A 23135-nucleotide genomic window follows, 5' to 3' on the forward strand; every position below is an offset into this window, starting at 1 on the left:
GCAACGGAGATCAACTATGTCGGATACGCAAACCGCACCCCTGACGCTCAACATCCAATATACGAAAGATTTGTCGTTCGAGGTGCCCAACGCGCCGGCGATTTATACTATTTTGCGCCAGCCCCCCTCGGTCAATATCAATCTTGATGTTCAAGTCCGCCGCCTGCACGAAGACCAGTTCGTGTTCGAGGTCACCCTCGCCACCCGCGCCGAAGCCACCATTCCAACCCCACCCGAGACCGCGAATGGCAGCGCCGAGCCGGCCAAGGACATGACCGTGTTCATTGCCGATCTGGCCTATTCGGGCATTTTCACCCTCGATGGCGTACCGGAAAACCAGATCGAGCCGATCTTGCTGGTCGAATGCCCGCGCCTGTTATTCCCGTTCGCCCGCAACATTCTGGCCGATGTCACGCGTGATGGCGGCTTCCCGCCGGTGATGCTCGGCCCGGTTGATTTCGTTGGCCTGTGGCAGTCGCGGCGCGATCAATTGGCCGCTACCCCGGTCGCTAACGCCTAATCGCAGGCGCGTTGCGGGTTCGGGGGGCAGCTCCCGGCCCGCGCAAGCAGGGTGAGGATCCAAAATGCGCTATGGTTCGACGCGAGGGGCCGCCGCATCGCGTCCCTTTGACGGGGTTCTGCTCGCCGGGCTAGCCGAGGATGGCGGGTTGTTTGTGCCGGAATCCTGGCCGGTTTTTTCGCCCGCAGAATGGCGTGCCATGCGCGGCCTGCCCTATGCCAGCCTCGCCGCACGGGTGATGGAGCCGTTTATATGCGGCGGCGCCGTCTCATTCGGCGACCTACAATCCATGTGCCGGGCCGCCTATCGCTCGTTCGACCATGCCGCCGTGGTGCCCTTGGTGCAGCTCGATCGCGACCTGTTCGCGCTGGAGCTGTTTCACGGCCCGACCCTCGCCTTCAAAGATTTGGCCCTGCAACTGGCCGGGCGATTATTCGACCATGTGCTGCAAGCGCGCGATGAGCGCGTGACCATTATCGGGGCAACCTCCGGCGATACCGGGTCCGCCGCAATCGAGGCGTGCCGCGATCGCGAGCGCGTCGATATCGCAATTCTGCACCCTGAGGGTCGCACATCTGTCGTGCAGCGCCGACAAATGACCACGGTGCTTGCCCCCAACGTGCTCAATATCGCCGTGCAAGGCACGTTCGATGATTGTCAGGACCTGGTCAAAGCGATGTTTGCCGATGCGCCATTTCGCGATGAGCTGCGCATGTCGGCGGTCAATTCGATCAATTGGGCGCGCATCGCCGGCCAAATCCCCTATTTCGCCGCCGCCGCCCTCGCGCTCGGCGCGCCGGATCGCCCGGTTGGCGTTGCGGTGCCAACCGGCAATTTTGGCAATGTGCTGGCCGCCTGGGCCGCCAAGCAAATGGGCCTGCCGATCGAGCGCTTGATCGTAGGGAGTAATTCGAACGATATTTTGGCCCGGTTCCTCGCCAGCAACGATATGCGGATGGCCGGGGTGGTCGAAACCGTCTCCCCCTCGATGGATATTCAGGTCAGCTCCAATTTCGAGCGGCTCTTATTCGAGTTTTTGCACCGTGACGCCACGGCCACCGCGCGGATCATGGCTGATTTCCGCGCCACCGGGCGGATGGCGGTTCCCGAGCCGGTTTGGCAGGCGGTGCGGCGCGAATTTGCCGGCTTTGCCCTCGATGACGCGGCGACTTTGGCGGAAATTGCCCGGATCAAGCAGGATTACGGCTATATCGCTGATCCGCACAGCGCCATCGGCATTGCCGCCGCGCGCGCCTGTGCGCCGGTTGGCCTGCCAGTGATTGCCGCCGCCACCGCGCATCCGGCGAAGTTTCCCGACGCGATGGAGCGCGCCATTGGTATCCGCCCAGGGCTGCCAAGCCGCCTCGCGCACCTATATGACACACCGGAGCAGTTTCACCGGGCCCCGGCGGCGCTGGCCGACATCGAAACCACGATCCGCCGCTTTGCCAACAGGAATAGCGTATGAACCCCAATATCGATATTACCCGCCTCGATTCCGGCCTGACCGTGATTACCGAGCGGATGGAGCGGGTCGAAACCGTGTCGTTCGGCGCCTATGTCGGCGTTGGAACCCGGTTTGAAACCGCGCCGGAAAACGGCGTTTCGCATTTCCTTGAGCATATGGCGTTCAAAGGCACCGCCCGGCGCTCCGCCGCCGCGATTGCCGAGGCCGTTGAGGATGTCGGCGGCCATATCAACGCCTATACCTCGCGCGACCAGACCGCCTATTACGTCAAATTGTTGGCCGATGATTTGCCGCTCGGCGTTGATCTGATCGGTGATATTTTGTGCCATTCGAGCTTCGATGAAGCCGAGTTCGAGCGCGAGCGCGGGGTGATTTTGCAGGAAATCGGCCAAGCGAACGATACGCCGGACGATATCGTGTTCGATCATTTCCAGCTCGCCGCCTATCCCGATCAGCCGATGGGCTGGCCGGTGCTGGGCACCGAGGCGATCATCAAATCGCTCAGCCCGGATACGCTGCGCGGCTATATGCGCGCCCATTATGCGCCGGGCAACATGGTCATCGCGGCGGCGGGCAAGCTGGAGCATCAGCGCGTGGTGGACATGGTCGCCGAGCATTTCGCAGATTTGACGGCGGCTGAACCCGCGACACCGGCCCCCGCTTTCTATCGCGGCGGCGATTACCGCGAAGCGCGGGATCTCGATCAGGCGCATCTGGTGCTCGGTTTTCCCTCGGTCGGCTATGCTGATCCGGATTTTCATGCGGCGATGCTGCTCTCCACCCTGCTCGGTGGCGGCATGTCCTCGCGCTTATTTCAGGAAATTCGCGAAAAGCGGGGCTTGGTCTACTCGATTTACAGCTTTACCATGGCGCATCGCGAGGCCGGGTTGTTCGGCATTTATGCCGGCACCGGCGAGGACGAGGTGGCGGAATTGCTGCCGGTTACGTTGGGTGAACTGAGCAAAGTGCGGCAATCAGTGACCAGTGCCGAGCTCAAGCGCGCCCGTGCGCAGGCCAAGGCGGGGATGCTGATGTCACTGGAGAGCACCGGGTCACGCTGCGAGCAACTCGCCCGGCAGTTTCACGTGTTTGGGCGGATCGTGCCGATCGAGGAAACGATTGCGAAAATCGATGCGGTCAGCGAGGCCGATATTACCCGCGTGGCCGAGCGGATTTTCGCGGGCGCGCCCACCCTCGCTGCCCTCGGCCCGATTGCCCAGGTGCCGGACATGGCCGCGATTTTGGATCGGCTGGCCGCATGAGCGCCCATCATCTGGACCATCTGGATCACTTGGCGCACCTGCTCGCCGCCGCCAAGCGGGTCGGGGCCGATCAAGCCGATGCCGTGGCTTCGAGCGGCGTGTCGCTCTCGGTTTCGCGTCGGATGGGCAAAATTGAGGATATTGAGCGCGCCGAGACCCATAATATCGGGCTGCGCGTGTTTGTTGGGCAGCGCAGTGCGATTGTCTCAACCGGGGCGATTGATCCTGCCGGGTTTGACCGGCTGGCCGGCCAGGCCGTCGCGATGGCGCGCGCCGTGCCCGAAGATCGGTTCGCCTCGATCCCGGAAGCACCGCCGCCCGCTGACGCTGCGGTGCTGGACCTTGATGACCGCACCGAGCCTTCGATTGATGAATTAATGGCGCGCGCCGCCGCCGCCGAAGACGCCGCCCTCGCGGTCACCGGCATCACCAATTCCGAGGGGGCTGGCGCGAGTTGGTCGCGCGCATCCATGGCGCTCGCCACCTCGCGTGGCTTTGCCAGCCTTTATCATCGGTCACGCCATGGGGTATCCGTGTCACCCATCGCGGGTGAAGGGCTGGCCATGCAGCGCGATTATGAATTTTCCAGCGCTGCCCATGCCAGTGATCTGGATGATCCGGCAAAGTTGGGGCGTGACGCCGCTGTGCGGGCGGTGAGCCGGTTGAACCCGGCGCGCCCGAAAACCGCGCAATTGCCGGTGTTGTATCACCCACGGGTGGCGGGCAGCTTGCTCGGTCATTTCGCTGGGGCGATCAATGGCAACGCCATCGCGCGCGGCACCAGTTTTCTCAAGGACCAGATGGGCAAAGCCGTGTTCGCCCCCGGCCTGTCGATCATCGATGATCCCTGGCGCGTACGCGGCGCACGATCACGCCCCTATGATGGTGAGGGCCAAACCACCACTCGCCGCGCCCTGATCGAAGGCGGGGTGCTAACTTCATGGCTGCTCGATACGCGCAGCGCCGCCCAGCTCGGATTGACCAGCACCGGCCATGCGGCTCGCGGCACGTCCGGCCCGCCAAGCCCGGCGGCGAGTAATTTGTACATCGAACCTGGCGCATTCTCGGCCGAGGCGCTGATGGCGGATGTCAAACTCGGGCTTTATGTGATCGAGCTGATCGGCATGGGCGTGAACGGGATTACCGGCGATTATTCGCGTGGGGCCGCTGGTTTCATGATCCGCGACGGTCGCATCGCAGAGCCGGTTGCCGAAATCACCATCGCTGGCCGGTTGCAGGATATGTTTTTACACCTCACCCCGGCGAATGATCTGAAATTCCGCCAAGGCACCGACGCTCCGACCCTGCGGGTGGACGGCATGACCATGGCCGGCGGCTAACCCACGACTGATCGAACCGCTACGAGACCGCCTCCAGCGCGGCTTCGGCGTCCAACCATTCGGTTTCAGCATCGCTCATCGCCCGGGCGATGGCGGCGAGGCGCTGGTTGAGCGCGTTGATCTCTTGCGGTTTGGCTTTGGCATAAAACGCCGCATCGGCCAGCTTCGCCTCGATTTGCCGATGCTCGGCGGTGAGCGCTTTGAGGGTTTTCTCGGCCTCGCGGATGGCTTTGCGCAAGGGTGCGGTGGCTTCACGCCCCTCAGCCCGCGCCCGCCGATCTGCCGCCTGATCGCCCCGCGCCTGCGCCTTGGTCTCCGCCCGCTTGGGCTCGGTTTTTTGCAAAATCAATTTCCGATAGGCCGCCAAATCATCATCATAAGCGCGCACCTGGCCGTCATTGACCAAAAGCAGCCGGTCCGCCACCAAATCGATCAAATGCGGATCATGGGTGATCAAAATCACCGCTCCCGGAAAATCGGCCAAGGCCCGCACCAGGGCCTCACGCGCATCAATATCCAAATGGTTGGTCGGCTCATCCAGGATCAAGACATGCGGTGCATCGCGCGTCGCCAAGGCCAAGAGCAACCTCGCTTTTTCACCGCCCGAGAGCGATCCAACCTTGGTGTCGATCCGGTTCGCATCCAGCCCGAACCGGGCCGCTTGCGCGCGCAATTGCGTCGGCGTTGCTTGCGGCAGCACCCGCGCCAAATGCAAAAGCGGTGTTGCACCCAAATCCAGGTCATCTTCCTGATGCTGGGCAAAAAATCCGATCCGCAGGCCACGGGTGCGAAAAACCGTGCCGCTCAGCGGATCGAGCCGACCCGCCAGGGCCTTGGCCAAGGTTGATTTGCCATTGCCATTCGCCCCCAGCAGTGCCACGCGATCCGTCATGTCGATGCGCAGTGACACCCCGCCCAGCACCGTGCGGTCGCCATAACCGAGGGCAACGCGATCCAATGAGAGCAGCGGCGGCGGAATATCATTTGGCTCAGGAAACGAAAACTTGGTCGGTGAATCTTCAACGATGGCATCGAGTGCAGGCATCCGCGCCAAGGCCTTCAGGCGCGATTGGGCTTGCCGCGCCTTGGTGGCCTTGGCCCGAAAGCGGTCAACGAAGGATTGCATATGCGCGCGCTGCGCGGCGATGCGCATTGCGGTGCGATTATGTTGTTCGGCACGCTCGGTGCGAATGCGAATGAATTCAGCAAACCCGCCGGGTGTCAGGCTGATCGTGCCGCGATCGAGATGCGCGATGGCATCCACCGCCCGGTCCAGCAAATCACGATCATGTGAAACCATCAGCACCGCGCCGGGAAACCGGGCGAGCCAGGTTTCCAGCCATAAGGTGGCTTCCAAATCCAGATGATTGGTTGGCTCATCGAGCAGCAATAAATCAGGGGCGGCGAACAAAGCCGCCGCCAGCGCGACGCGCATCCGCCAGCCACCGGAAAAGCTCGACATGGGCCGGTTTTGCGCCTCCGCATCAAAGCCCAACCCTGACAAAATCGCCCCGGCCCGGGCGGAAGCGCTATCGGCATCAATCGCGATGAGGCGCTCATGCACATCCGCCATCCGCTCCGGCGGCGCGGTTTCCGCCTCATGCAGCAGCCGGGTGCGCTCCACATCGGCGGCCAGCACCACCTCCAGCGGGGTTTCAGCACCGCCCGGCGCCTCCTGTGCCACACTGCCCAGCCGGGCGCGGTTGGCCAGGCGAATCATCCCGCCATCGGGCGTCAATTCGCCCAAAATCAGCTTCATCAGGGTGGATTTACCCGCGCCATTGCGCCCGACCAGCCCGATTTTCCGCCCGGCATCGACGGCAAGCGACGCCCGGTCCAGCAAAACGCGGCCAGCGAGGGTGAAGGACAGATCATCGATGCTCAGCAAACTCATATGCCGGTGCTATCGCAGCCGAGCGCGCTTGCCCAGCCCATCCGGATAGCTTCGGGGACTGGCAGCCCTGGTTGGTCGTGCTGGGGCTGGTCGTGCTGGGGCTTGTCGCACCGGCTTTCAGTCGCTAGAGCGTGCGTGCCTATCTTCAATCACGGTTCCGCCTTTATTTGGCGATCAGTTTCATGCGTTCAGCGCGGATCTGCCGGTCCGGGCGGCGCCCCCATTGATCGCAAGGCGGAGCAAAATCAACCTTCAGGACAAGCAAATCATGGCCATCGAACGCACCTTTTCGATCATCAAGCCGGACGCGACACGGCGCAATCTCACCGGCCGGGTCAACACCATGCTGGAAGCCGCCGGATTGCGGATTGTTGCGCAAAAGCGCCTGCATCTGACCAAGGCGCAGGCCGAAGCCTTTTACGGCGTGCATCGCGAGCGCCCGTTTTTTGCCGGCCTCGTGGCTTTCATGACCTCCGGCCCGGTGGTGGTGCAAGTGCTCGAAGGCGAGAACGCCGTTGCGAAAAACCGCGAAGTGATGGGCGCGACGGACCCGAAAAAAGCGGCCCCCGGCACGATCCGCGCCGAATTGGCCGAAGATATCGAGGCCAACACCGTACACGGGTCTGACGCGGCGGACACCGCGGCCCAAGAGATCGCATTTTTCTTCTCCGGGATCGAAATTACCGGCTGAACCAAAAATGGGTCGCTTTGCCTCAAGCGGCTACACCGTTACATGACAATAGAGCCTGATTGGTTTGCTCCAATCAGGCTCTGTTATTTTCAGCGTCCGCTATCGTTGATCGAACGGAGCCAGACGATCAGGGCGCGTGGCCGAGATTGACGGTGTTCGGATTGGTGACCGCGCCGCCAATGGCACCGGCGGCACCGCCGATGAGCGCGCCGGTGGCGGCGGAACCGCCGGTGGCCGCACCGATGATGGCACCGGCACCCGCACCGATTGCACCACCCGATAGTGCGCGCGAGCCCGGCGTATAGCCGCAGCCAGCGAGGCTCAGCGCCAAACCGGCCAATAAAACAGGGGCAACGAGTTTTTTGATCATTGTCGTGGTCTCCAAAAGCGCACCGGTACCATCACCGAGATGCTGAACAAATCGATTTACGCTCCCGCTAATTGGGGACGAGCTTCTGACCTTTCCATGACCATCATCTGACGTGTTGGTAATACGCCGGGCAGAGAGCCGAAATTAGCCGGTGCGCGGACTTGTGGGGAAACGGCGCAGACTGTAATCGAACGGCGCGCGGTCTCGTCGCACGCCGGTTCCCCGACGTTTACCCTTTTCCCGTCACTGTTGCGACTACGCAGGAAGGTTTGCATGTTTTCTCGGCTGTTCGGCCTGATGTCATCGGATATGGCGATCGATCTCGGCACCGCCAATACCTTGGTTTATGTGCGCGGGCGCGGCATTGTGCTGAATGAGCCATCGGTGGTGGCGTTGGTGGAAACCAAAGGCCGCAAGCATGTGCTCGCCGTGGGCGAAGAGGCCAAGCATATGCTGGGCCGCACCCCGGGCAATATTTCCGCGATTCGCCCGCTGCGCGACGGGGTGATCGCGGATTTCGAAGTGGCGGAGGAAATGATCAAGCATTTCATCCGCAAAGTGCATAATAAGCGCGCTTTCGGCATGCCGGCCTCGCCGCTGATCATTATTTGCGTCCCCTCCGGCTCCACCGCCGTTGAGCGCCGGGCGATCCAGGAAAGCGCTGAAAGTGCTGGCGCACGCAAAGTGCTGCTGATCGAGGAGCCGATGGCCGCCGCGATTGGCGCTGGCTTGCCGGTGACGGAACCCTCTGGCTCGATGGTGGTTGATATTGGCGGCGGCACCACGGAAGTCGCGGTGATTTCGCTGGGTGGCATTGTGTATTCCCGCTCGGTGCGCGTGGGCGGCGATAAAATGGATGAGGCGATCATTTCCTATATTCGCCGCAGCTATAATTTATTGATCGGCGAAGCTTCCGCCGAGCGGATCAAGCTTGAGATTGGCGCCGCCTGGGCCGATCCGCGCCAGACCGAACCCAAGCGGGAGGTCAAGGGCCGCGATCTGATTAATGGCGTGCCGCGCGAAGTGACGGTCAATCAAGCGCAAATCGCTGAAAGCCTCGCGGAGCCGGTTGGCCAGATCGTCGAGGCGGTGAAAGTCGCGCTGGAGAACACCCCACCGGAACTCGCCGCCGATATCGTCGATAAGGGCATTGTGCTCACCGGCGGCGGTGCCCTGCTGCACGGGCTGAATGACGTGCTGCGCGAAGCGACGGGGCTGCCCGTGGTGGTCGCTGAGGAGCCGCTGCAATGCGTCGCACTCGGCACTGGGCGGGCCTTGGAAGAACTGAAACGGCTGCGCACCGTTCTGTCCTCGATGTATTAGATCAATATTGGTTTAGTTTGAATCTGTCGATTCAACCTAAACCAATGAAATTGATCGGCAAACAAGGTTTAGAGCGTGATTGATGATAACCAATCACGCTCTAATTTCGGGGCCAAAGGCGCGCCCGTGCGTTGAACGATTTTTCGTGCCATGATGACGCCCGGAGGTGTTGATCATGGCAATTCGCAAAATTCTACTGCCATTGGCCGGCGTCGCATCGGCACGATCCGCGCTGGCGACTGGGCTGATGATCGCCAAACGGCGCAACGCGCATCTCTATGCGTTGCATGTGCGCACCGATACCCGCGACGTGGCACCACTGGCGGGCGAGGGTCTGTCCGGCGCGATGATCGAGGACATGATGATAGCCACCGAGCGCGAGGGTAAATCCGAAGCGCAGGCGCTCGAAGCCATGTTCAACGCGATGGCCACGGAGGCAGGGGTCACCGTGGGTGAGCCAGGCCCGGCATCTGTCCCCATCGCGACCGCCAAATTCGAGTCGATCATGGGCCGGGAAGAAGACATCACGGCCGATGAGGCGCGCCTCGCTGACCTGATCGTGGTGCCGCACCCCAAATCCGCCGATGATGTCGCCTCGGCCGATGCGCTGCATGCGGTGCTGTTCGACTCGGGCCGCCCGGCACTGATTGCGCCCACCGCTGAACCCGCGCGTATCGGCGCGCGCATCGCCATTGGCTGGAACGGCACGGCGGAAAGTGCGTCTGCCGTTGGCTCGGCGCTGCCCTGGTTGCGCGAAGCCGAGGCTGTGCGGATTTTTTTCTCGCCGGAATATCAGCGCCAAGGGCCCTCAGCTGCCCGGCTGGTTGAGTTTCTGGCCCTGCACGGGGTGACGGCGGACACGGCGCAATTTGCCACGGTTGATCGCAGCGTTGGCGCCGGCTTGCTGAGCGCGGCCAGCGATTTCGGCGCAGATTTGCTGGCGATGGGCGCTTATTCCCACTCGCGGCTGCGCCAATTGATCCTGGGTGGGGTGACCCGCCATGTGCTGGCGAACGCCCATTTGCCGGTGCTGATGAACCGGTGATGTTTGGCGTTGCCGATCCGGCGGTAACCGCTTCGGTTCGCGCCTATGTCAAATTGCTGCGCGCCACCCGGGCCGTGGTGGCGCGAACCGGCCCGCTTTTGGCCGAATTCGGCCTGACCCACACCCAACTTGGCGTGTTGGAGGCGATATTGCATCTCGGCCCGCTGACCCAGCGCGATCTGACCCGCAAATTACTGACCAGCCCCGGTAATCTGACGGATGTGATCGATAAGCTGGCGCAGCGCGATCTGGTAACCCGCGCGACCTGCCCGGAAGATCGTCGGCGGGTGCGCGTTGCCCTCACCGCGACCGGGCGAACCCTGATCGAGACCGTGTTTCCGCTCCATGCCGCCGATATTCACCGTGCCATGGCGGGCTTGACCCAAGCCGAGCAAACCCAACTGGGCCGGTTGCTGCGCCTTTTGGGCCAAGACCCCGATGCGCGGGACGAACAGACGGGAATGATTGAAATTGCGGCGCCGCCTCTTAAATAGTTCGATATCGAACAATATGCCTGTGGAGCAGAAAAATGATTGAGCGTCGGCCGTTCGCAACGCTGGGCCAGTTTCGGAATGGGTGGCTGGACGCGCACCACCATTTCAGTTTCGGTGGCTATCACGATCCGGCACGGATGGGATGGGGGGCTTTGCGCGTGTGGAATGATGACCAGGTCGCACCGGGCACCGGGTTTGATCCGCATCCGCATCGGGACATGGAAATCGTGACCTTCATCCGCCAGGGGGCGATCACCCATCGCGATAATCTGGGCAATGAGGGCGTCACCCGGGCGGGCGATGTGCAAGTGATGCATGCCGGCACTGGCATTATCCATGCAGAGATGAATCTTGAGGCCGAGCCGACCCGCCTGTTCCAGATTTGGATTCTGCCCGATCAACGCGGCGTCAAACCGGGTTGGGCGACGCGGGAATTGCCGCGCCAAGCCGGTGGCGGGTTAGCACTCCTCGCCGGTGGCCGACCGGGCGATGCGGCAGCCGGTGCCTTGCCGCTCTATGCCGATGCGGCGGTGTTTGCCGCGCGCATGGCGGCTGGCGAGCGCATTGAACAGCCGATTGCGCCAGGACGTGCGGGCTATTTGGTCGCAACCCAAGGCAATATCCGGGTTAATGGCGTATCGGCAGAACCGCGCGATGGGGTCGCGATTGTCGGTGAACGCGCACTTGTGATCGAGGCGGAGCAGGCTGATACCGAAATCGTGTTCGTTGATGTGCGTGAATGAAACCAGTTTCATCCGCGCACGCTGGCAGCGTTTAGATTACGCTCTATATCGAGCATGTATCGTTTCTCCGCGTCGCTGCGAGGCGTGACGGTGGGGACGGAGTTTATTGCGCGCAAAACCATGACCATTCTGCGGTCAAACCATAAGGATATGCTTCGATGACAACGCCAAATGCGCCCCGCCGCTCGATCCGCTTGCGGGCACTGACGCTCGCCCTGCTCGGCGGCACCGCTCTCGGTATTGCGGGCCTTGTGAGCGCCCATGCCGATGATACCAGCCTCAACGCCACGGCTTCGGTGCAAAAAGATTTCAAGCCGATCAACTCGTTCGCGCCGCTGGTCCGCGACGTCAAACCCGCCGTGGTCTCGGTCACCGTGCATCTGAAACTGCAGCAAGCCGCCGAACATCCAGGCCAAGGGCCGGGCGCGATGCCGTTTCCGTTCCCATTCCCGCAGCCCCAGCAGCCGCAGGCGGTCGAGGCCAAGGGGTCAGGGTTTTTCATCAGCTCATCGGGCTATTTGGTGACCAACAACCACGTGGTGCGCCACGCCAAATCGATTTTCGTGACGCTGTCCGACGGCGAAAAACTGCCGGCCACACTCGTGGGCCATGATAAACGCACCGACCTTGCGGTGCTGAAAGTGACCCGCGCCAAGCCATTCCCCTATTTGGAATTTGGCGATTCGGCCAAAGTAGTGCCGGGTCAATGGGTGGTCGCGATTGGCAACCCGTTTGGCCTCGCCGAAACCGCGACGGCAGGGATTGTCTCGGCGTTGGGGCGTGACATTGGCGATGGCGAATATGACAGCTTCATCCAGATAGACGCGCCGATCAATGAGGGGAATTCCGGCGGGCCGCTGCTCAATCAGCGCGGCCAAGTGATCGGGGTTAACACCGCCATTCTCTCGCCCACCGGCGGCTCGGTTGGCATCGGCTTTTCGATCCCCTCGGATATGGTGAAAACCATCACCTCCGAGCTGATCAAGCATGGCCATATCACCCGTGGCTTCATTGGGGTCTCGGTGCAGCCGATTACCCAGGAAATGGCGCAAGCCATGGGCGTCAAGACCAAAGACGGCGTGGCCCCGGGCGCGCTGATCGCGGCGGTCGAGCCGAATTCCCCGGCGGATCATGCCGGGATCAAGCCCGGTGACATCGTGACCGATGTCGATGGCCATAAGGTGGATTCGCCGCGCACGCTGGCCCTCGCGATTTCGACCATCAAGCCCGGTGACCGCGCGCACGTGACCTATTTGCGCAACGGCGCGGTCAAACACACCAGTGTTGCGGTCGAGAAAATGCCCGCCAATCTTAGCATGGCGACGATCGGCGGCGCCGCACCCAACGCGGATCATGCGAGCAAGCCCGAATTGGGCCTGACGATTGCCCCGCTCACCCAGGATGATCGCCGCCAGCTTGATCTGCCCTTGGCCACCAAAGGTGCGGTGATCACCAGCGTTAAGCCGGACTCCCCGGCTGACGAGGCGGGGTTGCGCTCAGGGGATTTGATCATCGGCGTCGGCTCGGTTGAAACACCGAACCCCAACGATGTGATCAACGCGATCCAGAAAGCCGAGCATGATCATGCCAAAGCGATTGCGCTGCGGGTGATGCGCGGCAATCAATCGCTTTTCGTTGCGGTGCCGTTGCCTGCGCCGAAAAAATAACCGGTTCAGCTTTCTCCGCGACGCCGTATGGGGGAGAAAAACACTCCCCCATACACGGTTGTTTCAATCGGTTTCCGTTAAAAAATTCTCTGGCCCTTGCAGGTTGGAGAATTTTTTGTTTGATCATCCTGCTTGATGCTGTTTGTAACCAGGGATTTTGCCGATGACGCGCCGCGACGATACCGACCTCGCGCAACTCGAATCTGAGAGTATTGAGATTATTCGCGAAGCCGTGGCTGGGTTTCGCAACCCGGTGATGCTGTATTCAATTGGCAAGGACAGCTCGGTGATGCTGCATCTTGCGATGAAGGCTTTTGCGCCGGCCAAGCCGCCTTTTCCGCTCCTGCATGTGGATACGGGTTGGAAATTTCGCGAAATGATTGCGTTTCGCGATGCAACCGCCCAGCGCCTCGGGGTTGACCTGATCGTGCGCCATAATGCAGCCGCCGCCGCGCGCGGCGTTACCCCGTTCAGCCAAACCGCCTCGACCTATACGCAAATCATGAAAACCGAAACCCTGAAAGCCGCACTTGATGAGCTTGGTTTTGATGCCGCGTTCGGCGGGGCTCGCCGCGATGAGGAAAAATCCCGGGCCAAGGAGCGGATTTTCTCGGTGCGCACCGCCCAGCATGGCTGGAACCCGAAAGCACAACGCCCGGAATTATGGAACCTGTTCAACACGCGGCTAACACCTGGCCAAACTATGCGGGTGTTCCCGCTCTCCAATTGGACCGAGTTTGATATTTGGGCTTATATTCTGCAAGAAAACATCCAAGTTGTGCCGCTCTATTTCGCCAAACCCCGCCCGGTGGTGCAACGTGGCGATCAGTGGTTGATGGTTGATGATCACCGCCTGCCGTTAGAGGCGGGCGAGCAGCCGCAACGGCGCTCGGTGCGGTTTCGCACCCTTGGTTGTTATCCGCTCACCGCCGCGATTGAGTCTGAGGCGGACACGCTGGAAGCGATCATCACGGAAATGCGCGAGTCACGCAGCTCCGAACGGCAAGGCCGCCTGATCGATCACGATGACGCCGCCGCCATGGAAAAAAAGAAACGCGAGGGATATTTCTGATGCATACCCTGGTGACCACACGCTCCTTGCTCCGCTTGCTCACCTGCGGTTCGGTTGATGATGGCAAATCGACATTGATTGGTCGGTTGTTGTTTGACACGGATAATATTCCCGATGATCAACGCGCGGCGTTAGAGCGTGATTCCCGAAAGTTCGGCACGGATGGTGCCAATATCGATTACGCCTTATTGGTCGATGGGCTGGAAGCCGAGCGGGAACAGGGCATCACCATTGATGTTGCCTACCGTTTCATGGCCACCCCGCGCCGCAAATTCATTATCGCCGATACGCCGGGTCATGAGCAATATACCCGCAATATGGCAACCGGCGCATCAAACGCAGCACTCGCGATTTTGCTGGTCGATGCGACGCAAGGCTTGCTCACCCAAACCCGCCGCCATGCTTTCATTGCCGATTTGCTTGGAATTCGCGATATTGTGTTAGCGGTGAATAAAATCGACCTCTGCGGATATGATCAAGCGGTTTTCACAAAAATTGTCGATGATTTCAGCAAAATTTCTAGTAATTTTCGCTTTGATTCCATCACCGCGATTCCGCTTTCAGCCCGCCATGGCGATAACGTGGTGCGGCGGAGTGCGGCCATGGATTGGTATCATGGCCCCACCTTGCTCGATCATTTGGAAACCATCGAACCACGCAAGCCGGATGCCGGACCGTTCCGCCTGCCGGTGCAATGGGTCAATCGTCCCGATGCACAGTTTCGTGGATTTGCCGGCACCATCGCCGGTGGGCAGGTGCATCGGGGTGACACGCTCATCGTTGCTGGATCGGGCCAATCGAGCGCGGTGACGCGGATCATCACCGCACAAGGCGATGCGGAACAGGCGCGAGCTGGCGAGGCGGTAACGCTGACTTTTGAGGCGGAGATTGATATTTCGCGCGGTGACCTGCTGGCCGACCCAGCAGCGCGCCCCGATGTGGCCGATCAATTCGCCGCCGATCTGATCTGGATGGATGAGGCCCCCCTGCTACCAGGGCGACCTTATTTGTTCCGCATTGGCACTGCTTTGGTCTCGGGCGTGGTTTCAAAAATCAAGCATCAAGTCGATGTTGCGCATTTCGAGCCGCTGGCCGCTAACCGGCTTGCGCTGAACGCCGTGGGTGCGGTGAATATTTCGCTCACCGCCCCGGTCGCCTTTGACCCGTATGAGCAAAACCGGCGCACCGGCAGCTTGATCATGATTGATCGGGAAACCAACGCGACCGTTGCCGCCGGCATGATCCGGTTTCCGCTGCGCCGGGCGAGCAATATTCATTTGCAAACACTGACCGTGGGCCAGGCCGACCGGGTGGCGCGCAACCGGCACCGCCCGGCCATCCTGTGGTTCACCGGGCTGTCTGGCTCTGGTAAATCGACCATTGCCAATCTGCTCGAAGCGAAGTTGCATGCCGATGGTGTGCACACTTATTTGCTCGATGGTGATAATATTCGCCACGGGCTGAACCGCGATCTGGGCTTTACCGATGCGGATCGGGTGGAGAATATCCGCCGCGTCGGCGAGGTCGCCAAGCTATTCGCCGATGCCGGCTTGGTGGTGTTGGTCAGCTTTATTTCGCCGTTCCGCGCGGAGCGGCGCATGGTGCGCGAACTGGTGGCGCCGGGCCTGTTTCACGAAATATTCGTGGATACCCCGATTGAAATTTGCCGGGCGCGTGATCCGAAAGGGCTTTATCGCAAGGCTGATGCCGGTGAAATTCGCAACTTCACCGGCATCGATAGCCCCTATGAGCCGCCCGAAGCGCCGGAATTCCTGCTGCGCACCGCCTCATCGACGCCGGAAGCCCTGGCCGATGGGCTATTCCGCGCGGTGCTTCCGATCATCGCCGGGTAGTGGCGCGATCAGGATTGCGGGATCATCGGTTTATGCGGGTGAACCGGATGGTAGGGATGATGGGTATAGGAATGATAGACGGGCCGGGTGCTGGGCGGCGGTGCCACATCGCCGATGCGCACCCCTGAGGCGATATGCACCTGATTGCCGAGCGAGGCGTGAGAAATCTGGCTGCCCTCGCCCACGGTAACATGCTGACCGATCACCACGCCCCGACCGATAAACGCATTCCGCCCGATTGTAGTGCCTGAACCAATCCGCACGCCAGAGCCAACCATGGTGGTTCCCGGTTGTGCGTTATCGATTTGTGTCGCCTGGGGCATTTCAGGCGGCACCAACGGCGGTAACGCCGTGATAGCCGGTGCTGGGGGCGAGGCCGGTGATTGGGGTGCCGGCATGGCGCAGCCACTCAACGCCGCCACAATAACCGCCAGACCGAGTCCGTTTCGTTTCATTCTCTGCTCCAAAGCACAGGCTAGATTTTTTTGTTAATCACGATTATTTCATAATCGTACGATACTCGGTAACATAAGACAAGAGCGTAAAGGTTATTCGATTAAATGATAAACGATCAAAAAACATTCTTTCGCTCAAAAATTTTACGCCATCACCGATTTGCACGGTATTTTTGTGTCGTTAGGTTGAAAAACATTCCCTCCGCTTGCAACTTGGCACTGTGCCGCGCTGGGGTCATCACGCTATTGGCCGCGCTGCTCGGCGTTGCCGGTGTGGCGCATGCCGGTGCCAAGCTATCGGCGGCGCAGCGTTATGTGATCGCTGGCAATGCGGCATTCCAAGCCCATGATTATCGCACGGCCTTGCATGATTGGTCACTGGCCGCCCGGACATGGCACGGTTATCCGGGTAACAAAATCGCACAAACCAATCTCGGTTTGCTCTATCTGGACGGCGATGGGGTGGCAAAGCAGCCCGCCATCGCCGCACGCTGGTATCGCCGCGCGGCCCTGCAGGGCGATGCACAGGCGGAAAATAATCTTGGCACGTTGTATGAGCAGGGGCTCGGTATTGGGCAGAGTGATCAGGCCGCCGTTCATTGGTATCGGCTGGCAGCGCGTCAGGGTTTTGCGCCGGCGGAGTATAATCTGGCAGTGATGGCGCAATCGGGCCGTGGCATGGACCAAAACTTACCGATGGCGGCGCGCTGGTATCGTGCGGCGGCGCTGCAAGGCAACGCCCAAGCCGCCGATGATCTTGGCGTATTGTATCAAACGGGGCGGGGCGTGCCGCGGCAGCTCGCTTTCGCGGCCCAATGGTTTCAACGCTCTGCTCAAGCGGGCGATGCGAAGGCGCAATATAGCTATGGCTATCTGCTGGAAACTGGCCAGGGCGTGCCACGCAACAGCGCGCAGGCCGTGCAGTGGTTTCGGCGTGCCGCCAAGCAGAATATTGCTCCGGCGCAATTCGCCTTGGGCGTGATGGCGGAGCAAGGGGTCCAGATGCAACGCACGCCACCAGAGGCTGCCCAATGGTATGCCAAGGCGGCGGCGGGCGGATATTGGCCGGCGGCTTATAATCTGGGGCGCATGTATCAACTCGGCGAAGGCATCCCGCGCGATCCGAGCCTAGCCGCGCGCTGGTTCACCTTCGCCCGCCAACTCGGTGCGCCGGCTCGGCTTGTCAGCTCAGGCGCTTAGCTCGCGAGATCGTTGGGTTGCGGCTTCAATCGCCGCATTCACGGCGCGGGGCCAGGCTTGCGGGTCCATCAGCACCGCCAAAGCCTGCTCGGTGGTGCCGCCTTTGCTGGTCACCGCCTTGCGGAGCGATGCGGCGGGCTGATCACTTGCCGCGAGCAACGCCCCCGCACCGATCACGGTTTGGCGGGCGAGAATTGCTGCTAAATCCGCCGAAATCCCCTGCGCGATCGCCGCTTGCTCCAGCAATTCGACCAGCAAAAACACATAAGCCGGGCCGCTGCCGGAAACGGCGGTGACGGGATCAAGCAGCGCCTCATCCTCGACGAACGAGACAAGCCCGACACAGCCGAGTAGGGCTTCAGCTAGGGCGCGCTGGTCGGGGCGCACATTCGCCCCGGCGCAAACGACGGTTACGCCCTGGCGCACGGCTGCCGGTGTATTGGGCATGGCGCGCAGCACGGCGGCTCCGGTGCCGCATTGCACGGTGAGCCAGGCGATTGTTTTGCCCGCCATGATCGAAATCACCACCGCATCACCCATCCGGCCCGCGAGCGGTGCCAGCGCTTCGGCGGCGATTTGCGGCTTCACCGCGAGAATAATGGCGGCAGGAGCAAATTCTGCCGGGATGGCGGCGCAGGTATCAACAACCGTGACCTCGTGGTCGGCCAAAGCGCGGGACGCGGGATCAGGGTCAATCACCACCACGCGCTCAACACCACGCGCCCGCCACCCGGCGAGCAGCGCCGAGCCCATTTTGCCGCCGCCAATCAACAGCAAAGCAGGCAGCTTGGTCATGCTTCGCCGACGCACTCCAACATCGCCGCCGCCAACGCCTCATCCGGCGATTTTCCGCCCCATAGCACGAATTGAAACGCCGGAAAAAATCGCTCGCACTCGCTCACGGCGATATCGACCATGTCCTCGACACTCTCAGCCGAGGCGGTGGACGCACCACGCAGCAACACTGAATGGCGAAACACCGGCATGCCATCATCCTGGTCCATGCCGAAATGGCCGATCCACAGCTTTTCATTCGCGCGGGCCAGCAATTCGAATAATGCATGACGGCGCCGCTCCGGTGCCTTCAAATCGAAGGTGCAGGAGAAATGCATCACCGAAATTTCGTGGGACCATGAAAAATACAAGCCGTAATCGCACCAGCGACCAGGGGCTTCGGCGGCGATTTCGCAATCGCTGCGCCGGTCAAAAGCCCATTCGTTGCCGGCAATCACTTGCTCGACAATATCCAACGGATTCGCGGTGCGATCGGAAAACTCAGAGGCGAGGGCGGACATCGCGGATCTCCTCTTCTGTCGTGCCGCCCAGTTGGGGCGGGCGGCAGCGCGGCGCCAGTGCCGCGAATCGGAGTCTAGCGGCATTTCCCGCGCCGCTGCAACGCAAGACCGAAAAAATCGGCTTACGACGCCGCGACGGTTTTACGTGCAATCGCCCGATTAACCCGGCGCTTCAGTGATTGCGCCTCATCGGTCAGTTTCCGGCTCGGCGTGGTGAGCAGGAACGCATCTAAGCCGCCTTTATGCTCAATGGTCGAGAGACCACGCGGGGTTACCCGCAGCCGAACAGAGACGCCCAGCGCCTCGGACTGCAAGGATGATTCCTGCAGATTGGGCAAAAACCGCCGACGCGTTTTATTGTTCGCGTGGCTCACATTGTTGCCGGAAAGAACGCTCTTGCCGGTGATCTCGCAGCGCCGTGTCATAGCAAAACCCTTGAAATGGTCTGGTCCAACCATGAAGCTGGACAACAGGTAGTGAGCGCCGCACCGAAATGCGCACGTCTGGCGCTGCTAATGGCGAAAAAATGCCCGCCGGTCAAGCGTGCGGCAGCGTCACTCGCCATTGAATAATAAATCGTCCGCGAATCCCGCCTGGTTTGCACCAACCCGTCCTGACGCAGCCGGGCCAGTTGCTGGGAGAGATGAGCTTGGCGGATGCCCAACTCCCGCTCCAACGTGCCGACCGAATGTTCGCCTCGGGCCAGATGACATAAAATCATCAGCCGATGCGGATTGGCGATCCCGCGCAGGAACTCCACCGCTTCCGAGGCGCTGTTTTTCATAACATCAAGCTCAATTCCCGATGCTGCCGCACCGGGCCGCATGATTGCGGTTGCAGACGATCCTGCATCGGCCATGGCTACCTCCGCCCAATAATTTTCACGACGACCGCGCTCAAGCTCTCGATTTGACATTGCCCGCCTCGCTCCTGCTTTGCGGCCACCATGCGCTTGGCCGTCTGCCAATCATGATTGACGCTCCAAGGCAGCAGTAAACGCCACATCCTGCTTGGCGGCAAACGGATCGCGCGGATTTTGCCCCTGCACGATATCCTCAAGCCGCTGCTGCACCGCGCCCATAATCCGCTGATGGGTAAGGCAATAGAACTGGTTCGCCTCGATCGCGGCGAAGGTTTTTGCCGCAACCTCGGCGGCGGTGATCCGCCCCGATGTCACCGCTTTGCGGCTTTGGGCCTCGGCGGCAATCTGGCTCGCCGTGGGCGGTGCGGTATTGCGCAGCGCCTCAGGCCGATTGCGCCCGGCATCCTTGATCCCGGTATCGACAAAGGCCGGGCACAGCACCGTGACCCCTAATTTCGAGCCGGCAATTCGCAAATCCTGAAACAAGGTTTCGGACAAGGTGACAACGCCGTGTTTGGAGACATTATAAACGCCCATGGTCTGCGCGGAGAGTAGCCCCGCCACCGATGCGGTATTGACGATATGGCCCTCATCGCCGCTGGCAATCATCCGGGGCACGAAGCAGCGCACCCCATGGATTACCCCCCATAAATTGACCCCCAACACCCATTCCCAATCGGCGACCGTGTTTTCCCAAATCAACCCGCCAGAACCGACCCCGGCATTGTTAAACACCAGATGCGCCGCGCCAAACCGCGCGAACACCGCATCGGCGAACCGCTCCATGGCCGCGCCATCGCTTACATCGAGCCGCTCGGTGAGAATCTCGGCCCCTTGGGCGCGCAGCTCGTCCGCCACCGCGCTCAACGCATTGGCTTCGATGTCGGCAAGGGCAAGCTTCATGCCGCGCGCCGCTCCGATGCGGGCAAATTCACGGCCAAAGCCGCTGCCCGCGCCGGTGATCACGGCAACCCGATTTTTGAATTCTTTCATGGTGTGATCACAATCTTTCCGGTGACTTGCCGAGCGGCCATGGCTTGCAGCGCCTGCGCCGTATCGGCAAGCTTGTAGCTGCGTGAAATGAGCGGCCTGATTTTTTGGCTCAGCAGCATGGCGAATAAATCCTGCATCATTGCCGCCTGATGATGCGGCTCGCGTCGGGCAAACTCGCCCCAAAACACCCCAACCAGCGAAGCGCCTTTGAGCAACGGCAAATTCAGCGGCAAAGCCGGAATTTCCCCATCGGCGAACCCCACCACCAAATAGCGGCCACGCCAAGCGATCGACCGGAAGGCCGGTTCGGCCAATTTGCCGCCAACCGGATCATAAATAATATCTGGGCCCTTGCCGTCGGTATGCGCCTTGATCGCGCCGCGCAGATCCTCGTTGGTGTAGTTAATCACGGCATCGGCGCCGCGTTCGCGGCAAATCGCCAATTTTGCCTCGGACGATGCCGCCGCGATCACCCGCGCACCCTTGGCCTTGGCAATTTCCACCGCCGCCAAACCAACGCCGCCGGCAGCCCCGAGCACCAGCACGGTCTCCCCTGGTTTGAGCGCGCCGCGATCCACCACCGCGTGGTGGGAGGTGCCGAAGGCCAATGCGAACCCGGCCGCGACATCGAAACCGACCCCGTCAGGGATCTTCATGCACAGCCGCGCATCAAGCGCGATCTTCTCGGCGAACCCGCCGGTGGAACACAGGGCGAGAACCCGATCCCCGGGAACCAAAGCGGTGACGCCCTCGCCCACCGCCTCGATCTCGCCCGCAATTTCCGCCCCCGGGGTAAATGGCAGCGCTGGCTGAACCTGATATTTTTTCTGGATGATCAGCACATCCGGAAAATTAACCCCCGCCGCGCGGATGCGGATTACCACCTCACCCGGTTTGGCCACCGGGTCAGGCAGATCACGCAGCAGCAAAGTCTCCGGGCCGCCCCAAGCTTCGCAGCGTATGGCGCGCATCAGAGCGGCAGCCCAGGGGCGGTCAGCCCATCGGCAATCATCACCCCCGCATAACCGCCCGTGCGCGCCGGATCGGTATTGCGGTGACGACGCTGCTCCATCCGCGCCAATTGATCGCGATGCACCTCATCGGGACCATCGGCGAGGCGCAGCGTGCGCTGATGCGCATACGAGGTCGATAACCAAGTATCCGCAACACCGCCGCCGCCAAAGGCCTGGATCGCCCAATCGACAACTTTACACGCCACGTTCGGCGCGACCACCTTGATCATGGCAATCTCGGCCCGGGCTTCCTTGTTGCCAACCGTATCCATCATGTGAGCGGCCTTCAGCGTCAGCAGCCGCGCCTGATCGATCATGATCCGCGACTCGGCGATCCGCTCGCGCCACACGCTCTGCTCGGCCACCGGCTTGCCGAACGCCGTGCGCGATTCCAGCCGCCGGATCATCCGCTCCAACGCCCGTTCGGCGACACCGATTGAGCGCATGCAATGATGGATCCGTCCCGGCCCAAGGCGGCCTTGGGCAATCTCGAACCCACGGCCTTCGCCAAGCAAAATATGATCCGCCGGCACCCGGACATTCTCGAAAATCATTTCGGCATGGCCATGCGGCGCATCATCATCGCCGAACACCGGCAAGGCCCGCTTCATCGTCACGCCCGGATGGGGGAACGGCACCAAAATCATCGATTGTTGCTTGTGCCGGTCTGGATTAGTGGGATCGGACTTGCCCATCACGATCAAAATCCGGCAGCGCGGATCGGGCGCGCCGGAAGCCCACCATTTATGGCCGTTAATGACGTATTCATCGCCATCGCGGACAATTTGCGTCTCGATATTGGTGGCGTCCGACGACGCGACATTTGGCTCGGTCATCGCGAAGGCGGAGCGAATTTCGCCAGCCAAGAGCGGCTTCAGCCAGCGCTCTTTATGCTTTTCCGCCGCATAGCGCGTCAGAACTTCCATATTGCCAGTGTCCGGCGCGGAACAATTAAACATTTCGGGGCCAAACGGGCTGCGCCCCATGATTTCAGCCAGCGGCGCATATTCCACATTGGTCAGGCCAGCGCCGTGCTCCGATTGCGGCAAAAACAGGTTCCACAAGCCAGCCGCCTTGGCTTTTTGCTTGATCTCGGCGATCTTTTCCAAGGGTTGCCACCGATCGGCTTGGTGGTGCGCGGCTTGAAACAGCGCCTGCTCATTGGGATAGACATGCTCGGCCATAAAATCTGCCACCCGCGCCCGCAGGGCCTCGGTTTTGGCCGAATAACGAAACTCCATTCTTGCTTCTCCCCAAGTCATTCGAGCGGACGAGGTGCGCACTGCGAGGCGAACCCCTCAATCATTAGGCTGTAGCCGTTTTAATCCCCGCCTGCGCCCAAGTCACGCCCCCACGTAATCGGTGCCATGTGTCGCATTAGGTTGACAGGACTGTGCGACTTGTGAGGCGTCGATGCAAGAGGGCTGCTGCCCAGGGGCTGTTGCGCGGAGGGGGTGTTGCGCGGAGGGGCTGTTGCGTGGAGGGGCTGTTGCGTGGAGGGGCTGTTGCGTGGAGGGTGTGGAACGCTGGATCGGCTGCTTGACACTGCAGCAGCGATCTCGAATGCTCTGCGCG

Annotated in this window: 23 protein-coding genes; 13 read left to right on the top strand and 10 right to left on the bottom strand. The window is 61.2% G+C overall.

The genetic code is table 11. From position 1 onward, the window contains the following. The first annotated feature begins 16 nt into the window (after positions 1-16). The 4 genes from secB (at position 17) to ACYUCQ_RS09445 (ending at position 4590) form a co-directional block, all read left to right on the top strand. Positions 17-520 (top strand): protein-export chaperone SecB, encoded by a 504-nt coding sequence (secB, locus tag ACYUCQ_RS09430; RefSeq protein WP_460254276.1) that lies wholly within the window; start codon positions 17-19, stop codon positions 518-520. A 64-nt stretch (positions 521-584) separates the two neighbouring features. Beyond that, positions 585-1988, top strand: coding sequence for a threonine synthase (gene thrC / locus ACYUCQ_RS09435; protein ID WP_460254277.1), 1404 nt, complete (start codon positions 585-587; stop codon positions 1986-1988). Then, positions 1985-3250 (top strand): M16 family metallopeptidase, encoded by a 1266-nt coding sequence (locus ACYUCQ_RS09440; RefSeq protein WP_460254278.1) that lies wholly within the window; start codon positions 1985-1987, stop codon positions 3248-3250. The genes thrC and ACYUCQ_RS09440 overlap by 4 nt, the downstream gene beginning before the upstream one ends. Further along, positions 3247-4590, top strand: coding sequence for a TldD/PmbA family protein (locus tag ACYUCQ_RS09445; protein ID WP_460254279.1), 1344 nt, complete (start codon positions 3247-3249; stop codon positions 4588-4590). Before ACYUCQ_RS09440 ends, ACYUCQ_RS09445 begins: the two co-directional genes overlap by 4 nt. 19 nt (positions 4591-4609) lie before the next feature. Here the strand turns inward: ACYUCQ_RS09445 and ACYUCQ_RS09450 are convergent, their stop codons facing one another. Further along, positions 4610-6484, bottom strand: a complete 1875-nt coding sequence (locus tag ACYUCQ_RS09450; RefSeq protein WP_460254280.1) for an ABC-F family ATP-binding cassette domain-containing protein — start codon at positions 6482-6484, stop codon at positions 4610-4612. A gap of 268 nt (positions 6485-6752) precedes the next feature. On the opposite strand from ACYUCQ_RS09450, the gene ndk reads away from it, so the two are divergent. Then, positions 6753-7175 (top strand): nucleoside-diphosphate kinase, encoded by a 423-nt coding sequence (gene ndk / locus ACYUCQ_RS09455; protein WP_460254281.1) that lies wholly within the window; start codon positions 6753-6755, stop codon positions 7173-7175. 127 nt (positions 7176-7302) lie between these two features. Here ndk and ACYUCQ_RS09460 read toward each other — a convergent pair whose 3' ends face one another. Further along, positions 7303-7545: a YMGG-like glycine zipper-containing protein gene (locus ACYUCQ_RS09460; protein ID WP_460254282.1), complete on the bottom strand. Its 243-nt coding sequence runs from the start codon at positions 7543-7545 to the stop codon at positions 7303-7305. A 273-nt stretch (positions 7546-7818) separates the two neighbouring features. On the opposite strand from ACYUCQ_RS09460, the gene ACYUCQ_RS09465 reads away from it, so the two are divergent. From ACYUCQ_RS09465 to cysN, 7 genes are all read left to right on the top strand, one after another. Then, entirely contained in the window at positions 7819-8868 is a 1050-nt protein-coding gene (locus tag ACYUCQ_RS09465) for a rod shape-determining protein (protein ID WP_460254283.1), read from the top strand. A gap of 175 nt (positions 8869-9043) precedes the next feature. Next, positions 9044-9913 (top strand): universal stress protein, encoded by an 870-nt coding sequence (locus ACYUCQ_RS09470; RefSeq protein ID WP_460254284.1) that lies wholly within the window; start codon positions 9044-9046, stop codon positions 9911-9913. After that, the gene (locus ACYUCQ_RS09475) at positions 9913-10407 is read left to right on the top strand and encodes a MarR family winged helix-turn-helix transcriptional regulator (RefSeq protein ID WP_460254285.1); all 495 of its coding nucleotides are present in this window, start codon (positions 9913-9915) and stop codon (positions 10405-10407) included. Before ACYUCQ_RS09470 ends, ACYUCQ_RS09475 begins: the two co-directional genes overlap by 1 nt. A 35-nt stretch (positions 10408-10442) precedes the next feature. Beyond that, positions 10443-11150: a pirin family protein gene (locus ACYUCQ_RS09480; protein ID WP_460254286.1), complete on the top strand. Its 708-nt coding sequence runs from the start codon at positions 10443-10445 to the stop codon at positions 11148-11150. Between the two features lie 158 nt (positions 11151-11308). Beyond that, positions 11309-12817, top strand: coding sequence for a Do family serine endopeptidase (locus ACYUCQ_RS09485; protein WP_460254287.1), 1509 nt, complete (start codon positions 11309-11311; stop codon positions 12815-12817). Positions 12818-12980: 163 nt separating this feature from the next. Beyond that, entirely contained in the window at positions 12981-13889 is a 909-nt protein-coding gene (cysD, locus tag ACYUCQ_RS09490; RefSeq protein ID WP_460254288.1) for a sulfate adenylyltransferase subunit CysD, read from the top strand. Continuing rightward, on the top strand, positions 13889-15742 hold the full coding sequence (gene cysN / locus ACYUCQ_RS09495; RefSeq protein ID WP_460254289.1) for a sulfate adenylyltransferase subunit CysN: 1854 nt from the start codon (positions 13889-13891) through the stop codon (positions 15740-15742). Before cysD ends, cysN begins: the two co-directional genes overlap by 1 nt. 8 nt (positions 15743-15750) lie before the next feature. On the opposite strand, the gene ACYUCQ_RS09500 is transcribed toward cysN, so the two are convergent. Beyond that, entirely contained in the window at positions 15751-16197 is a 447-nt protein-coding gene (locus ACYUCQ_RS09500; RefSeq protein ID WP_460254290.1) for a hypothetical protein, read from the bottom strand. Between the two features lie 213 nt (positions 16198-16410). On the opposite strand from ACYUCQ_RS09500, the gene ACYUCQ_RS09505 reads away from it, so the two are divergent. Then, positions 16411-17397 (top strand): SEL1-like repeat protein, encoded by a 987-nt coding sequence (locus tag ACYUCQ_RS09505; protein ID WP_460254291.1) that lies wholly within the window; start codon positions 16411-16413, stop codon positions 17395-17397. On the opposite strand, the gene proC is transcribed toward ACYUCQ_RS09505, so the two are convergent. From proC to ACYUCQ_RS09540, 7 genes are all read right to left on the bottom strand, one after another. Then, entirely contained in the window at positions 17386-18192 is an 807-nt protein-coding gene (gene proC, locus ACYUCQ_RS09510; protein WP_460254292.1) for a pyrroline-5-carboxylate reductase, read from the bottom strand. The two genes, ACYUCQ_RS09505 and proC, sit on opposite strands and share 12 nt — an antisense overlap. Next, positions 18189-18692, bottom strand: coding sequence for a type III secretion system chaperone family protein (locus ACYUCQ_RS09515; RefSeq protein ID WP_460254293.1), 504 nt, complete (start codon positions 18690-18692; stop codon positions 18189-18191). The genes proC and ACYUCQ_RS09515 overlap by 4 nt, the downstream gene beginning before the upstream one ends. A gap of 122 nt (positions 18693-18814) precedes the next feature. Beyond that, the gene (gene rpmB / locus ACYUCQ_RS09520; RefSeq protein ID WP_460254294.1) at positions 18815-19117 is read right to left on the bottom strand and encodes a 50S ribosomal protein L28; all 303 of its coding nucleotides are present in this window, start codon (positions 19115-19117) and stop codon (positions 18815-18817) included. Next, the gene (locus ACYUCQ_RS09525) at positions 19114-19551 is read right to left on the bottom strand and encodes an ArsR/SmtB family transcription factor (RefSeq protein WP_460254295.1); all 438 of its coding nucleotides are present in this window, start codon (positions 19549-19551) and stop codon (positions 19114-19116) included. Before ACYUCQ_RS09525 ends, rpmB begins: the two co-directional genes overlap by 4 nt. A gap of 108 nt (positions 19552-19659) precedes the next feature. Next, a complete protein-coding gene (locus ACYUCQ_RS09530) occupies positions 19660-20547 on the bottom strand; it encodes an SDR family oxidoreductase (protein ID WP_460254296.1) in 888 nt (295 codons plus the stop codon). After that, positions 20544-21518 carry an NADPH:quinone oxidoreductase family protein gene (locus tag ACYUCQ_RS09535; RefSeq protein ID WP_460254297.1) on the bottom strand — a complete coding sequence of 325 codons (975 nt, stop codon included), beginning with the start codon at positions 21516-21518 and terminating at the stop codon, positions 20544-20546. Before ACYUCQ_RS09535 ends, ACYUCQ_RS09530 begins: the two co-directional genes overlap by 4 nt. Beyond that, positions 21518-22801: an acyl-CoA dehydrogenase family protein gene (locus ACYUCQ_RS09540; protein ID WP_460254298.1), complete on the bottom strand. Its 1284-nt coding sequence runs from the start codon at positions 22799-22801 to the stop codon at positions 21518-21520. Before ACYUCQ_RS09540 ends, ACYUCQ_RS09535 begins: the two co-directional genes overlap by 1 nt. Between the last annotated feature and the right edge of the window lie 334 nt (positions 22802-23135).

The organism is Acidiphilium sp. MT5, assembly GCF_054767495.1.

Bases quoted from the DNA above. Each gene is read 5' to 3' on its own strand.
- secB (WP_460254276.1), top strand. From the start codon at position 17: ATGTCGGATACGCAAACCGCACCCCTGACGCTCAACATCCAATATACG.
- thrC (WP_460254277.1), top strand. From the start codon at position 585: ATGCGCTATGGTTCGACGCGAGGGGCCGCCGCATCGCGTCCCTTTGAC.
- ACYUCQ_RS09440 (WP_460254278.1), top strand. From the start codon at position 1,985: ATGAACCCCAATATCGATATTACCCGCCTCGATTCCGGCCTGACCGTG.
- ACYUCQ_RS09445 (WP_460254279.1), top strand. From the start codon at position 3,247: ATGAGCGCCCATCATCTGGACCATCTGGATCACTTGGCGCACCTGCTC.
- ACYUCQ_RS09450 (WP_460254280.1), bottom strand. From the start codon at position 6,484: ATGAGTTTGCTGAGCATCGATGATCTGTCCTTCACCCTCGCTGGCCGC.
- ndk (WP_460254281.1), top strand. From the start codon at position 6,753: ATGGCCATCGAACGCACCTTTTCGATCATCAAGCCGGACGCGACACGG.
- ACYUCQ_RS09460 (WP_460254282.1), bottom strand. From the start codon at position 7,545: ATGATCAAAAAACTCGTTGCCCCTGTTTTATTGGCCGGTTTGGCGCTG.
- ACYUCQ_RS09465 (WP_460254283.1), top strand. From the start codon at position 7,819: ATGTTTTCTCGGCTGTTCGGCCTGATGTCATCGGATATGGCGATCGAT.
- ACYUCQ_RS09470 (WP_460254284.1), top strand. From the start codon at position 9,044: ATGGCAATTCGCAAAATTCTACTGCCATTGGCCGGCGTCGCATCGGCA.
- ACYUCQ_RS09475 (WP_460254285.1), top strand. From the start codon at position 9,913: ATGTTTGGCGTTGCCGATCCGGCGGTAACCGCTTCGGTTCGCGCCTAT.
- ACYUCQ_RS09480 (WP_460254286.1), top strand. From the start codon at position 10,443: ATGATTGAGCGTCGGCCGTTCGCAACGCTGGGCCAGTTTCGGAATGGG.
- ACYUCQ_RS09485 (WP_460254287.1), top strand. From the start codon at position 11,309: ATGACAACGCCAAATGCGCCCCGCCGCTCGATCCGCTTGCGGGCACTG.
- cysD (WP_460254288.1), top strand. From the start codon at position 12,981: ATGACGCGCCGCGACGATACCGACCTCGCGCAACTCGAATCTGAGAGT.
- cysN (WP_460254289.1), top strand. From the start codon at position 13,889: ATGCATACCCTGGTGACCACACGCTCCTTGCTCCGCTTGCTCACCTGC.
- ACYUCQ_RS09500 (WP_460254290.1), bottom strand. From the start codon at position 16,197: ATGAAACGAAACGGACTCGGTCTGGCGGTTATTGTGGCGGCGTTGAGT.
- proC (WP_460254292.1), bottom strand. From the start codon at position 18,192: ATGACCAAGCTGCCTGCTTTGCTGTTGATTGGCGGCGGCAAAATGGGC.
- ACYUCQ_RS09515 (WP_460254293.1), bottom strand. From the start codon at position 18,692: ATGTCCGCCCTCGCCTCTGAGTTTTCCGATCGCACCGCGAATCCGTTG.
- rpmB (WP_460254294.1), bottom strand. From the start codon at position 19,117: ATGACACGGCGCTGCGAGATCACCGGCAAGAGCGTTCTTTCCGGCAAC.
- ACYUCQ_RS09525 (WP_460254295.1), bottom strand. From the start codon at position 19,551: ATGGCCGATGCAGGATCGTCTGCAACCGCAATCATGCGGCCCGGTGCG.
- ACYUCQ_RS09530 (WP_460254296.1), bottom strand. From the start codon at position 20,547: ATGAAAGAATTCAAAAATCGGGTTGCCGTGATCACCGGCGCGGGCAGC.
- ACYUCQ_RS09535 (WP_460254297.1), bottom strand. From the start codon at position 21,518: ATGCGCGCCATACGCTGCGAAGCTTGGGGCGGCCCGGAGACTTTGCTG.
- ACYUCQ_RS09540 (WP_460254298.1), bottom strand. From the start codon at position 22,801: ATGGAGTTTCGTTATTCGGCCAAAACCGAGGCCCTGCGGGCGCGGGTG.